14 protein-coding genes and 1 riboswitch are annotated in these 14,322 nt (G+C 29.3%); of the genes, 7 read left to right on the top strand and 7 right to left on the bottom strand.

Annotated elements, in window-relative coordinates; all coding sequences use genetic code 11:
* The first annotated feature begins 50 nt into the window (after nt 1-50).
* The 5 genes from pcp (at nt 51) to B2P65_RS03255 (ending at nt 4,192) form a co-directional block, all read left to right on the top strand.
* Complete coding sequence (gene pcp, locus B2P65_RS03235) at nt 51-695, top strand: pyroglutamyl-peptidase I (protein WP_346849107.1); 645 nt, start codon at nt 51-53, stop codon at nt 693-695.
* Nucleotides 695-1,132: a gamma-glutamylcyclotransferase family protein gene (locus B2P65_RS03240; protein ID WP_346849108.1), complete on the top strand. Its 438-nt coding sequence runs from the start codon at nt 695-697 to the stop codon at nt 1,130-1,132. Before pcp ends, B2P65_RS03240 begins: the two co-directional genes overlap by 1 nt.
* A 137-nt stretch (nt 1,133-1,269) precedes the next feature.
* Nucleotides 1,270-1,470, top strand: a complete 201-nt coding sequence (locus B2P65_RS03245) for a hypothetical protein (protein WP_346849109.1) — start codon at nt 1,270-1,272, stop codon at nt 1,468-1,470.
* A gap of 119 nt (nt 1,471-1,589) precedes the next feature.
* Entirely contained in the window at nt 1,590-2,267 is a 678-nt protein-coding gene (locus B2P65_RS03250) for a Crp/Fnr family transcriptional regulator (protein WP_346849110.1), read from the top strand.
* A gap of 221 nt (nt 2,268-2,488) precedes the next feature.
* Entirely contained in the window at nt 2,489-4,192 is a 1,704-nt protein-coding gene (locus B2P65_RS03255; RefSeq protein WP_346849111.1) for a tetratricopeptide repeat-containing diguanylate cyclase, read from the top strand.
* Between the two features lie 153 nt (nt 4,193-4,345).
* Here B2P65_RS03255 and thiC read toward each other — a convergent pair whose 3' ends face one another.
* A complete protein-coding gene (gene thiC / locus B2P65_RS03260) occupies nt 4,346-5,659 on the bottom strand; it encodes a phosphomethylpyrimidine synthase ThiC (protein WP_346849112.1) in 1,314 nt (437 codons plus the stop codon).
* Between the two features lie 198 nt (nt 5,660-5,857).
* Nucleotides 5,858-5,959: riboswitch (TPP riboswitch) on the bottom strand.
* Between the two features lie 243 nt (nt 5,960-6,202).
* Here thiC and B2P65_RS03265 point away from each other — a divergent pair.
* A complete protein-coding gene (locus B2P65_RS03265) occupies nt 6,203-6,610 on the top strand; it encodes a hypothetical protein (protein WP_346849113.1) in 408 nt (135 codons plus the stop codon).
* A gap of 82 nt (nt 6,611-6,692) precedes the next feature.
* Here B2P65_RS03265 and B2P65_RS03270 read toward each other — a convergent pair whose 3' ends face one another.
* From B2P65_RS03270 to B2P65_RS03285, 4 genes are all read right to left on the bottom strand, one after another.
* Entirely contained in the window at nt 6,693-7,172 is a 480-nt protein-coding gene (locus B2P65_RS03270; RefSeq protein WP_346849155.1) for a threonine/serine exporter family protein, read from the bottom strand.
* A gap of 5 nt (nt 7,173-7,177) precedes the next feature.
* A complete protein-coding gene (locus B2P65_RS03275; RefSeq protein WP_035135828.1) occupies nt 7,178-7,939 on the bottom strand; it encodes a threonine/serine ThrE exporter family protein in 762 nt (253 codons plus the stop codon).
* A 355-nt stretch (nt 7,940-8,294) separates the two neighbouring features.
* Nucleotides 8,295-10,196, bottom strand: a complete 1,902-nt coding sequence (locus B2P65_RS03280; RefSeq protein WP_346879590.1) for an ABC transporter ATP-binding protein — start codon at nt 10,194-10,196, stop codon at nt 8,295-8,297.
* On the bottom strand, nt 10,189-12,450 hold the full coding sequence (locus B2P65_RS03285; protein ID WP_346849115.1) for an ABC transporter ATP-binding protein: 2,262 nt from the start codon (nt 12,448-12,450) through the stop codon (nt 10,189-10,191). The genes B2P65_RS03280 and B2P65_RS03285 overlap by 8 nt, the downstream gene beginning before the upstream one ends.
* A gap of 341 nt (nt 12,451-12,791) precedes the next feature.
* On the opposite strand from B2P65_RS03285, the gene B2P65_RS03290 reads away from it, so the two are divergent.
* Complete coding sequence (locus B2P65_RS03290) at nt 12,792-13,235, top strand: MarR family transcriptional regulator (RefSeq protein ID WP_346849116.1); 444 nt, start codon at nt 12,792-12,794, stop codon at nt 13,233-13,235.
* A 75-nt stretch (nt 13,236-13,310) separates the two neighbouring features.
* On the opposite strand, the gene B2P65_RS03295 is transcribed toward B2P65_RS03290, so the two are convergent.
* The gene (locus B2P65_RS03295) at nt 13,311-13,616 is read right to left on the bottom strand and encodes a hypothetical protein (RefSeq protein ID WP_346849117.1); all 306 of its coding nucleotides are present in this window, start codon (nt 13,614-13,616) and stop codon (nt 13,311-13,313) included.
* 53 nt (nt 13,617-13,669) lie between these two features.
* Entirely contained in the window at nt 13,670-14,293 is a 624-nt protein-coding gene (locus B2P65_RS03300; protein ID WP_346849118.1) for an HD domain-containing protein, read from the bottom strand.
* Between the last annotated feature and the right edge of the window lie 29 nt (nt 14,294-14,322).

The following is a 14,322-nucleotide window of genomic DNA, read 5'->3' on the forward strand; positions in this document are numbered from 1 at the left end:
AACTAAAGGAGGTGAATTTTAATGAAGCTAATGCTTCATTAAATATATATATGAAAGTTTTAATAAGTGGTTTTGATCCCTTTGGAGGAGAACCTATAAATCCAGCTCTTGAAGCAGTAAAATTACTTCCTAATAATATTGCTGGCGTAGAAGTTATAAAGGTAGAAATTCCTACTGTCTTTAATAAATCAATAGAGGCCCTTGAAAGCTCTATCAAAAATCATAACCCAGATGCAGTTATTTGCATCGGACAAGCAGGTGGTAGATTTGCAGTTATGCCGGAGAGAGTTGCTATTAATATAGATGATGCTAGAATTAAAGATAACGAAGGAAATCAACCAATAGATATAAAAATTAAAGAAGATGGAGAAAATGCTTATTTCTCTAACTTACCTATAAAAGCAATGGTTAAAAACATGGTAGATAATGGCTATCCTTCTGCAATTTCTAATACTGCTGGAACATTTGTTTGTAACCATATAATGTATGGATTACTTTATCTTATCGATAAAAAGTACTCTCATATGAAAGGTGGATTTATTCACGTTCCATATATACCAAATCAAGTGGTTACAAAGCCAAATACACCTTATATGAATCTTCAAGATATTTCAAAATGTCTTGAGCTTTGTATAGAAGCCCTAGTTAATAATGGAAATGAAGACATTAAAACTATAGGAGGTACAATCTGCTAATGACATACCCAACAGAAGAAAAAAAAGTATTTGTATATGGAAGCTTAAGAGAAGGTTTCTTTAACTATGATAAATACTTAAAAAGTAAAGTATCTCCAGCTTCTCTAGGCGAAGTAAGGGGAAAGCTTTTCCATCTTCCTCACAAGGGATACCCTGCTTTACTAGATGGAGAAGATACTGTTATTGGAGAAATTATGGCACTAAAAGATTTTTATGAAGATATAGTTTCCTTAGATCAAATGGAAGGATTCAGATCCTTTGAAGATATATCAATCAATGAATATATAAGAACTACTATAAATGTCAAAAATCTTGAAACAAAGGCTATTGAAAATTGTTATGTATATAAATACGTAGATGGCAATGATAAAAACTTTAATTCCCATGCAATCTATATTCATCATGGAGACTGGAAAAAGTATATGAATAGCCTATAATAATACAAGTAGAAAAATCTATCATTTATTTGATAGATTTTTTATTGCAATAAACTAAAATTATATTTAAATTTATTGACATCTCTATTTCTATTGCATAATATATAAAATAATAATTATTTTCTTAAGGTGAATTTATGTCTTATAATCTAAACCCCGAAGAATTAGTTGTAGCAGCTGCTATTCTCTCTATATATATAGCTAAAAATAGAACTTCTGATGAAATTAATCTATTAGGAAATCTTTTTCAAGCTATAGGTACAAACCTATCAACTATTGCTACTGTTACTCCACAAAATGAATCTACTATTAATAACAAAAATAATACTAATGAATAAAATTTAGTTTAAAAATAATTCCTATAATATGAGGAATTATATTATACTATAGACGTTTTTTAAGATTTAACATAAACATTACTTATTACTCTATTAAATTGAAAAGGATGATTTAATATATGTATGAAGAATACTTTAAACATATTCCACAAGAAAAAATGAGAACCTTTTTTCTTGAAGAACTTGCTCCTTTAGGAATTATAAAACATTATAAAAAAAATGAGCATATAGATTACTTTCCTGGGGGTAAACTCTCAATAGTTACTGAAGGAAAAGTGAAGGTTTGTATCTATACTAAAAATGGTCTTGAAAAAATTTTATTTTTTTTAATACCAGGAGAAATATATGGGGAGGAAAGTTTATTTCATCACTCTCATATAGGCATTACTCCAGTTACATTAGAAGATACTTCAATCTCATTTATTGATTATGAAACTTTATATAATTATTTAAATGATAAACCTAAAAATTATGAGTATTTTCTTCAAAGTATATTAAGAAAATATCAAATTTCTTTATTTCAGATGGGAGACCTTTTAAAGAGATCACCACGAGCTCAAATTTGCTCTGCTCTTTGTAGAATTGTTGCTCAAACTATAAATAATTATTCTAAATGTAATGATCCAATTGAACTAAGTCTCCCGCTTACCCATGAAGGATTAGGAAATTTAATCGGCTGCTCTAGAGTTACCGTTACTAGAGTTCTTAATGAGTTAAAATCCCAAGGAATATTAGCAAGCACATCTAAAAAAATAGTTATTCTAGATTTTGAAAGATTAAAAAAATATTGTGACTAATAACAAGTAAATTAAATGTAACATATAATTACTTATTTAGACTTATATTACTTAAATTCTCTAAGTAATTTTTATGTAACATATAATTTTTTATTATTTTTCATCTAATTTTATGTTATTATATTATTGTAACCGCAAGGTTAAAAATTCATTGGTTAATCAGTTATAAGTTTAAATTCAAATTATAATTAAACTATTCTAAGAAAAGTAGGTTGTTTAGTATGGATAATAACTCAAAAGAACTTTTTAAACTTATTGATGATGGAAACACTATTGTACATAGCGATCCTAGAAAAGCTTATGAAATAACAAAAGAAGCATTAAAATTAGCTGAAGCGTTTAATAATAAATCTGCAATGGGCTATTGCTTTATTAATTTTGCTTTAATTTACAGATCACTATCAAATCTTGCCAACTGGGTAGAATATGGTCATCATGCTCTAGATATATTTATGGAATTAAATGAAGAGGAAGGCATTGTTGTAGCTTTAAATCTTTTAAGTTGCGCATATTTTCACGTTGGACTTTATGAGGATTCTTTAATAAATTGTCTTAGAGTTCTAGATTTGTGTATTGATGATAAACATAGCTTTATTCACACCTGTTCCCTTAATAATATGGCAGAGATTCACAGGATAACTACCCAATATAATAAAGCCTTGAAATATTATGAGAAAGCTTTAGCTAAAGCTAAAAAATTTAATTATACTTCACTATCTGCATCTATTTTATTTAATATAGGACAAGTTCTTCTAGAGAAGAATAATTACCATAAAGCTTTAAAAATATTTTTTGAAAGCTATGATATAGCTATTGAATTTAATAACTTTATACTCCTAGGTGAAATAGAAAATAATATTGGTTTCATTCACTTTAAAAATAAAGAGTTTGATAAAGCCATGGAGTACTATAATAAATCCTTAGAACACTTAGAAACCATTAGTAACAAATTTTATATCATAGATTTATACTTTAACATTGGTTTTTTAAAGCTTTCCACTTCTTCTGGTGATGCTATAGAATATTTAAATAAAGCTATACATTGTGCTGAGGAACTTAATTCCAAACATAAGCTTAGTAAAATACATTTGCAGCTTTCTAAATACTACGAATCATTAGGAGATTTTAAAACAGCCTTAGAATATTACAGGCAGTACCACCTTTCAGAAGAAGAAGTTTCTTCATCTACTATGAAATCTAAACTAGAAATTATAAGAATTCAATGTAATCATGCTATAGAAGCTGAAGAATTAGAACAAATTAAAATAATAAATCAAAAACTAGAAATGGAAATAGAATCCCAAAATAAAAGGCTACAATATATGAAAAATGAGAATAAGAATTTACGATTTAAAGCATTGAAAGATTCTCTTACTAAAATTTCAAATAGACATGCCATTGACCAAATGTTTAGTAGACTATGGAAATATTCTAAACTCAATAAAAATAATATGGTTTTATTTATGATAGATGTGGATAACTTTAAATTATATAATGATTATTGGGGTCATATGCATGGTGATAAATGTCTTGCTAGTATTGCTCAATGTTTAAAAGACATTTCTACCTCCCGTCACGATTTTTGTGGTAGATACGGTGGAGAAGAATTTATATATCTCGCTGAGGATTTAACCTATGATGAAGCTATTTACCTAGGTAATCTAATAAGTTGTAAAGTTAAGGACTTAAAAATAAAATCTACTCATGATAATGAGAGTTCTGTAATTACTGTTAGTATTGGTGGGGTCTATGGAAACCTTTCCTCTCTTAGATCAACTGACTATATGATTGAAATTGCAGACAAACAATTATATATCTCTAAAGAATCTGGAAGAGATAAAGTTACGTTAATAAACACCTTAGAAGATGAATTAATGCTAAATTCAATAAATTCAGTGAACTTAGCAACTGCAGATATATATTAATAATTTAAACTTTAAAACAGTTATTCCTTTATTATTAATTATATTATTCAAGTTATTAAACATAAAAGTATAATAAAGAAGGACACTCTTAAAATTACTAAGCTTAAACTACCAATAAAAGCTTAATTTTTAATAGTGTCCTTTTATTAATTATTAATCATCTTCTCTTAAAAGGTTAATATCTTTTCCACTAAGAATCTTGTTCATATTTCTCATAGAACACATTTTACCACACATAGTGCAACTATCTTCATGATGAGGTGTAGATTCTTTTCTATATTTTCTTGGCTTTTCTTCATCTAAAGCTAAGGTAAACATCTTCTCCCAATCAAGTTCCTGTCTTGCCTTACTCATTTCATTATCCCACTGCGATGCACCTTTAATTCCTTTAGCAATATCCGCTGCATGAGCTGCAATTTTTACTGCTACTATACCTTCCTTCATATCATCTAGGTTTGGAAGTCTTAAATGTTCTGCTGGAGTTACATAACATAAAAAGTCTGCTCCATAACTTGCTGCAATAGCTCCACCAATGGCAGAAGTTATATGATCATAACCTGGAGCTACATCCGTAACTAAAGGTCCTAAAACATAAAATGGTGCTCCGTGACAAAGTCTTTTTTGAAGTAACATATTAGCTTCTATTTCATTTATAGCCATGTGCCCTGGACCTTCAATTATAACTTGTACATTTCTCTCCCAAGCTCTTTTTGTAAGCTCACCTAATACCATAAGCTCCTTAATTTGTGAAGCATCTGTGGCATCAGCTATCGAACCTGGTCTACATGCGTCTCCTAAACTTAAAGTTAAATCATATTTTTCACATATATCTAATAATCTATCAAAATACTCATAGAATGGATTTTCTCTCTGATTTAATTCCATCCAAGCAAACAAAAGAGATCCTCCCCTTGAAACTATATTAGTAATCCTCTTATTTCTTTTAAAAGTATTTATAGTTTCCCTGTTTAGTCCTGCATGGATAGTTACAAAATCTACTCCATCCTGTGCATGCTTTTCTACTACTTTAAAGAATTCATCTACAGAGATATCCTTTAGTTCCTTATCATAAAAGCCAACTACATCATACATTGGTACTGTTCCAATCATCGCTGTAGACATTTCTACTAACTTTTCTCTGAACTTTGCAGTTTTTCCATAATTAGAAAGGTCCATAATAGCCTCTGCTTTCATATCTAAAGCAACTTTTACCTTTTCCATTTCTTTATCTATATCATCACAATCTTTGGATATACCTAAATTTACATTTATTTTAGTTTTGAGACCTTGTCCTACTCCCTGTGGTACAAGGGATTTATGATTTTTATTAGCAGGTATAGCTACCTTCCCTTCCGCTACTAAAGCCCTTAACTCTTGAATATCCATATTCTCTGACTTAGCTACAATCTCCATCTCTCTTGTTACAATGCCCTTCCTAGCGGCATCCATTTGTGTTGTAAAATTCATACTTTCTTCCTCCCTAAGTACAATAATTATTTAATTTAATAATTTAGCGCCTTTCTTTAGGAGAAAATAATTGCTTACATATTTTTTTACAAACCTTTATTAATTCTTATCTAAAAAAATAAAGGCTTACACAAGGTAAGCCTTTAGATGAATTCATAAAATAAATATTTATAAACATTTTTATAAATAAGCTATTATTAAAATCTTTTAAAGCTTTCCTTCGATGGCATTATCCACATCAGGTTCAAGGGTTAAAGCAATTATTGCTTCTCTCAGCATTAGGCACCCCTAGCTAAATAATTATTAAATTAACTTCATTATAACATAAAAACTATAATTTTCAAATTTACTTTTAATTTATTATTATCCACATTTTTAATGGAAAATTTTTAATAACATATTTTTTCTTTCTAAGGATAAACTAAAGTCGAGTTTTCTTAAACCTTTTATTTTTCAATAGCTTATCCTTATTCTTGTTGTTCTCATCAAATATACTCATACTTAAGAATTTAAGTAAATACTTTAAAAGGACGGTGTATTACAATGAAAAAATCTTTAATTATGCTAACATTAGTTGGTGCCATCATGACTTCTTCTACTGTAGCCTTTGGATATGATAATATATCAATGGATTCTAATAGTGAAAAAATGACTACTATAGAGACTCCATCAGAAAAATCTAAGGATGAAAAACCCACTGAGGAAAAGAAACCAACTATGATTGAGGAAGAAGAAAAGACAAAAAAACCTGATGAAAAGAAGCAAACTATAAGTGAGTCTAAGCCTGAGAATGAAAAAGCTCCTAAAGAAGATGAAAAGAAACCAACTCTAAACGAAACTGATGAGAAAAAACAAAATACAAAGACTCCTGGAAAACATATGAGAAAACCAGAGTGTGATAATAAGTGTAACCCTGAAAATAACAAGGAAAACGAAAAGAAGGCTCAATAATTAAGTATAAATTTAAACTTAATTTAAATATAGGCTATGTTTTAACAACAGTTTAAAACATAGCCTAATATTTTATTTTATTTTATGCTGTTTTCTTTGTTTCTATATCTCTTTGAATTTTGCTAAAAAATTTATAAGTAGTTGAAGATAACATCATTCCAAAGGCAATAGCTCCACCTACTATAATAGTTTTCATTGCACTGCTATAAGCAAGGTCATAATTTTGAGCTACTATATATAATACTGTGTTATAGGCCATAACTCCTGGTACTAACGGGAATATTCCTGGTATTGAAAACTGCATACTTGGAGCCTTTAACCTTCTTGCCATTACTTCACTATAAACTCCTACTACAAATGCCCCCATGAAAGTAGCAATAATTACACTTCCTCCATAGTTGAACACTATTAAATAGCTTATCCATGCAAGAGTTCCTGAAATCCCAGCCCAAACTAATTTTTTTCTATCTATATTAAATAATATGGCCGGAAATACACTTCCAAAAAACGCTAAAACAATTTGTCTAATCATAACATAGCCTCTACTTTCACTTAAATATATTATATCTAAAAGATTCCTAGAAAATTTCTAAAGGCTAATGCAGTACCAATTCCTGAACCAATTGCTGTAATTATTAAAACTGCCTCACCTACCTTTGAAATTCCTGATGTAAAATCACCATAAATTATATCTTTTATTCCATTAGTAAGGGCTACACCAGGTAATAGTACCATAATAGACCCTAGTATAATCTTGTCCTTGTTCACTATAGTTATAATATTTTCAAATAAAATACTTATACTAGCTATAAGAAATCCTGAGAAAAAGAAGATAAAAAATTGGAAAAATCCTACGTTGGATACCTTATCTACCATATAATATATTATCATACCAATAATCGCAGATATAAAGGCTGCAAAAATTGTTCCGTTGAAAAATAATGAATAAATAAAACAAGTCATTCCACCAGCTAACACTCTAATAGGTAATTTAAAAGTAGGCGTTTTTCTTATATCTTCTAGTCTTTCCATTGCTTCCTCATAGGAAATCTTCTCTGACTCGATGCTTCGAGAAAAACTATTTACTAGCTCTATGCTATATAAATCAACACTCTTGCTTCTAACCTTTTTTAGTGATGTAACCTTTTCTTGATCCTCATCTAAAATAGATATAAAAATTCCTTTTCCTGTAGTTATGCATTCACTTTTATAATTATATGCTTTACATATCCTTTCAATAGTTTCCTCTACTCTATAGGATTCTGATCCATTACTAATAAGTAGTTCACCTGCTGAAAGAGCTATATCTAAAACCTGTTTTGCCTTCATGATAAATCTCCTTCTAATATTCCATATATTTAATAAACATGAATTTTATTCAGTTTACTATAATTATTTTTTAGCATATTTAATATTACACATTTATTAATGGTAATTATATCATCTTTTTCATATTTGTCTATTAATTATTTATATATTAAATGAACTTATATTTATTATATATTTAATTAATTACTTTATTATTATTTCCTAAATACTAGGTTATACTTATCTCTAAAATAAAAAGAACTAACTCAAATTAATTTACTTAATTTAAGCTAGTTCTTAAAAACTATGTCAATAAACTTCAGATGGAATAAACTCTATCCTAGTTAAAAAACTCTATTTACTTTTTATTTAGTTATTAAACTACATCTTCTTTAATGTCTTCAAATTGACTATTATATAAGTTTGCATAGAAGCCATTGGCTGCAAGTAACTCATTATGATTTCCTTGTTCTACTATATCTCCATCTTTCATTACAAGGATTAAATCTGCATCCCTTATAGTAGATAATCTATGAGCAATTACAAAACTAGTTCTACCCTTCATCAAATTATCCATTGCCTTTTGTATTAAAACCTCAGTACGAGTATCTACAGAACTAGTGGCTTCATCTAAAATTAGAATCTTAGGATCTGCAAGAATTGCACGAGCTATAGTAAGTAATTGCTTTTGACCTGCAGACACGTTATTAGCTTCTTCATTTAAAATCATATCATATCCATCAGGTAAAGTTTTTACAAAGTGATCCACATTGGCAGCCTTCGCTGCAGCAATAACTTCATCATCATTGGCATTTAATCTACCATATCTGATATTTTCCTTAATAGAGCCATTAAATAACCAAGTATCTTGAAGTACCATACCAAATATACTACGTAAATCTTGACGGTTGAAATCTTGAATATTATGACCATCTATTAAGATAGCTCCACTATTCACATCGTAAAATCTCATAAGCAATTTAACCATGGTAGTTTTTCCTGCTCCAGTAGGTCCAACTATAGCAACCTTCTGTCCTGGTTTTACATGTGCTGAAAAATCATTGATAATAATCTTATCTTCTTTATACCCAAAGTGAACATTTTCAAAGTTTACTTCACCTTGAATTTCTTCTCCCTCATCTTCTGACAATAACAGATTTTTTATTTTAATAGGGTTTTCTGCAAATTGCACTTCCTCTTCTTCTGCTAAGAATTCAAAAACTCTTTCTGCAGCCGCTGCTGTAGATTGCATTAGATTTGCTATCTGAGCTGACTGAGCTATTGGTTGATTAAAAGATCTTACATATTGAATGAAGGATTGAATATCTCCAACTTCAATAGTTTTCTTAATAGCCAGCCAGCCACCTAAAATAGACACTACTACATAGCCTAAGTTTCCCACAAAGGTCATAATAGGCATCATCATTCCAGATAAAAATTGAGACTTCCAAGCCGAGTCGTATAATTTATCATTTAACTTATTAAATTCTCTAATTGCCTCTTCTTCTCCATTAAAGGCCTTAACTATATTATGACCTCCATAAACCTCTTCTACTTGACCATTAACATTTCCTAAATATTTCTGTTGATTTCTAAAGTGTTTTTGAGATTTCTTAACTACTACCGATATTAAAAACATAGATATTGGCAATATAAGGAGAGTTGCCCCTGTCATGATACCGCTTATTGAAATCATCATTATTAGTACTCCAATTAATGTAGTAATTGAAGTTATAACTTGAGTCATACTTTGGTTTAAGTTTTGACTTACGGTATCTACATCATTTGTTACCCGTGATAAAACTTCACCATGAGTCTTATTATCAAAATATTTAAGAGGCATTCTATTAATTTTTTCAGAAATCTCTTTTCTAAGATTATATGAAACCTTTTGAGTAACTCCTGACATTATAAAACCTTGTACAAAAGAGAATAATGTACTAATTATATATAAAATCAAAAGTATTAATAAAATTCTTCCTATATATTCAAAGTCTATGCCTACTCCTGAACCTGTTATCTTACCTACAAGTCCCTTAAAAATGTTAGTGGTAGCTTTACCTAAAACCTTAGGTCCAATAATAGAAAAAGCAGCACTTCCAACGGCAAATATTATAACAATTATTATGGATGCAGTAAAAGGTTTAAGATAACTAATAAGCTTTTTCATGGTGCCCTTAAAGTTTTTAGCTTTTTCTCCAGCACCTCCCATTGGTCCACGTCCCATAGGTCCTCCACCACCCATAGGTCCTTTTTTCATATTTTGCTCCTTACTCATTAGCTAACTCCTCCTTTGAAAGTTGAGATAGTGCTATTTGTTTATACACATCACAAGTTTTCATTAACTCATTGTGAGTTCCAATACCTGCAATTCTACCTTCCTCTAAAACTATTATCTGTTCTGCATGTAGAATAGTACTTATTCTTTGAGCTACAATTAGAACTGTACTATTTAATGTTTCTTTTTTAAGGGCTTTTCGTAATGCCGCATCAGTCTTAAAATCTAAAGCTGAGAAACTATCATCAAAAATATATACCTCTGGTTTTTTAGCAATAGCTCTTGCAATAGAAAGTCTTTGTTTTTGGCCTCCTGAAACATTAGTACCCCCTTGAGATATTTCAGTATTATAACTCTCCTTAGTACCTTTAATAAAGTCAGTGGCTTGTGCAATCTCTGCAGCCTTTATCATATTTTCGTCTGTAATACTTTTACCTGAATATTTTAAGTTACTTTCAATGGTACCAGAGAATAGCACTCCTTTTTGAGGTACATAACCTATCTTTTCTCTTAAATCATGTTGACTTACTTTTCTAATGTCAATTCCATCTAAAAGTATTTCTCCCTCAGTCACATCATAAAATCTCGGTACAAGATTAATAAGGGTGGATTTACCGCTTCCTGTACTACCAATAAATGCGGTAGTCTCTCCAGGCATAGCAGTAAAAGTTATATTACTTAGAACATTTTCTTCAGCATTTGGATACTTAAAGGAAACATTATTAAATTTAAGAAATCCCTTTTTATCTTCTTCAAGTTTTATTGGAGCTACAGGATCCTTAACTACATATTCAGTGGATAATACTTCATCTATACGCCCAGCTGAAACTGTAGCACGAGGTAACATCACTGAAACCATAGATATCATTAAGAATGCCATTATAATTTGCATTGTATATTGAATAAATGCCATCATATCTCCAACTTGCATGGTTCCTGCATCAATGCTATGTGATCCATTCCATACTATTAAAATAGTAATTCCATTCATAATCAACATCATAGTTGGCATCATTAAAGCCATAGTTCTATTGACAAATAAATTATTCTTGGTTAAATCATTATTTGCTTTATCGAATCTTTTTTCTTCATGTCTTTCTGTACTAAAGGCACGAATTACCATCATACCAGTCAAAATTTCTCTAGTTACAAGGTTAATCCTATCAACTAGTTTCTGAACCCTCTTGAATCTTGGCATAACTACTGTAAATAAAACAATTACTACTGCTGAAATAGCAACTACTGCAACAACAATAATCCAAGCCATTGAAGTTTCTGTATTTAAAACCTTTATTACTCCACCAATTCCTAAGATTGGTGCATAGAATACTACTCTTAGAAGCATTACCATAAGCATTTGAATTTGCTGAATATCGTTGGTACTACGAGTTATAAGTGACGCAGTAGAAAATTTATCTAATTCTGCATTAGAAAAACCTATAACTTTAGAAAATACTTTACTTCTAAGGTTTTTACCAAGGTTTGCTGCCACTCTAGCCCCAATAAATCCAACAGTTACTGTAGCAGCCATACTTAGTAGGGCTATAAGTATCATTAATCCTCCTGTATAAAGAAGATAGTTAGTTTGCATTTTGTCTATATTCAAACCAATATTATTATACTCATTTTTTACATAACTAATAGCTGCTTGGTCTATCATAGTATTAGGTAAGTTCTCAAAATTTTTATCTATATCTTTCATCATAGTATCTCGCTGTTCCTGCGGTAACTGTGACATCACTTCCAATATATCTGCATTTTCATCTATACCCATATTAGGAGGAAACTCCGCTATAATTGCTGCTTTCATGGCCTTACTTTCTTCACTGTCACTTTCAAAGCCTTGCACTACTAACATTGGCCTTGCAAATATTCCATTTAACTTTTCAATGGTTTCTTTATCCTTTTTCTTAGTTGTAAGCTTATATACACCTTCATTTTCTAAAGAAGGATACTTCTTCACATATTTATTGTATTCTTCATCACTAAGAGAATCTTTATCTAACAAAGTATAATTACTCTTAATTTCTATTCTATCCTCTTCACTAATAAATAGTTCTAACTTTTCTAATTGACTCTTTCTAATTACTTCTGGTGTAACTTTTTCTACTCCCCCCTGCTGAATTCCAACATTTACTATATTAGAAGTATAGTCAGGTAAAGAAAGGTCACAGACTGCTTGAACAATTAGTAATCCAATTATGATGATAATTGGCACCACTGAGTTCTTTAAATATTTAATTAACTTGAACATATTCCTCCACTCCCTCTTACAATAATGAATCACTAAGAAATAAACTAAAAACAAAATACTTTATTACCTATGCTATATGAACATAGATAACAATAGTATTTACAATTTATCAGTTTATTTGCAATTTAAAAAAAATTTATTTATAATAATCTTATAAAATACTTATTAATTTATATAAATTATGATATTATATTATTTATAAGTATATAACAGTTATAAACATATATTAATTATAGTTTTATAACTATTATAAGTCAATAACTATTTTATTGTGAATTTTTTAATTTTTAATTAACGATTTTAATATAGAAATTCAATACTACAGCCAAAGGAGCATTATTATGGATGAAAAAAATTTAACTAAACTATCTGAGGACTTTTTCCTTCTTATGATGGTACTTCATAAAAAGATTATAAAATTAGAAGACTTTATGAAAAATACAGTTGTGCCACCATCTCATGTAAAAGTGGTTTTTTACCTAGCTCAAAATGGACCTTCATCGGTGTCTAGTATAGCTAGAGACCTTTGTATATCTAAACCCAATATGACCCCAATAATAGATAAACTCCTTGAGTGTGGTTATGTTAATAGATATGAAGATCCAAAGGATAGAAGAGTTATTAGAATTGAAATAACAGAAAAAGCCCATGAAGTCTTTAAAATCAAAAAGGATTTAATGAAAAGCTTTCTTAAGGAAAAGTTATCTGTGCTACCAGATGAAGATTTAATTTCTCTTAGTGGTGCAATATCCGAATTTAAAAGAGTTATGTCTAAAATAAATTAAAATAAAAGGTATAAAGCTATCATAAAACTAGCTTTATACCTTATTAATACTATAAAATTTTATACTTTAATATTATTATAAATTGTCTATTCTCTTCTCAAATACTCCTCTCTCAAAGATTATGTCATTAAGAGACAATAAAACTCCAATTAATATACCATACCAAATGTAATGTAGTTCAAAACTATCCTTAATTGTCAAAGCAATAAAAACAGCAATACCATACCCTATAGCACTCCATATTTTCTTCTTCTTAGATTTTGATACAAATTTCTGCATCGGTTTAAAAAGTCCAATAATGCTATCATTAACTCCTTTAAACAATATTGAACATATAAACTCAGCAACTATAACCCCTATAACAATATATAAAAAATCCATATAAAACTCCCCCTACCCTTTATCTAAAGTTCATCCATTATATATACATTTAATTAATTACCTATTTTATTAATAAATTCTTCTAGCCATTGTTTTCCTTCTATAAACCATTTATGTGGATATAATATTAACTTATTATCTACAATATAATTCATATATGCTAAAGATGCATGATATAATGACTTGTCTAATTCTTCTTTTACCAAATCATAAAAAGGAGGTCTTCCATCTTGATCCCATGAAAGTTTGTCAGCTATAAATAAAGTCATCTCATATGGTGTAGGATTTAATTTTAAAGTAGTATGACAACCTATTGCACCTAGTATATTATTATCTTCTATGTTAAAACCTTCCTTTGCTAATTTAACTGAACAACGTTGATGTAATAAAAATGGGTACTTTTTTTCTGCCTCATCTATATACCAATTATTATCCTTAGCATACTGTAGCATGTCTTCAGGGCTAATAATTGCACTAATGTCATGAAGATATCCAGCAATTTCACAAACATCTTTATCTAAGTTATATTTTTCTGCAATTATAATACTAGTTTTAGCAACATTAATACTGTGCTCTAAGGTCTTTTCTCCATTATTCCCCATGAATATTCTTTCAATATTTTCTTTTATTTCTCTAGACATATCTAAATTATTTAAATTTGTGTACTGTTTTATCATAGCTATCCTCCAATGTATTTTTAATTATC

Source organism: Clostridium sp. UBA3061, from assembly GCF_002367465.1.
In the GTDB taxonomy this organism is placed as follows: Bacteria; Bacillota; Clostridia; order Clostridiales; family Clostridiaceae; genus Clostridium_J; species Clostridium_J sulfidigenes.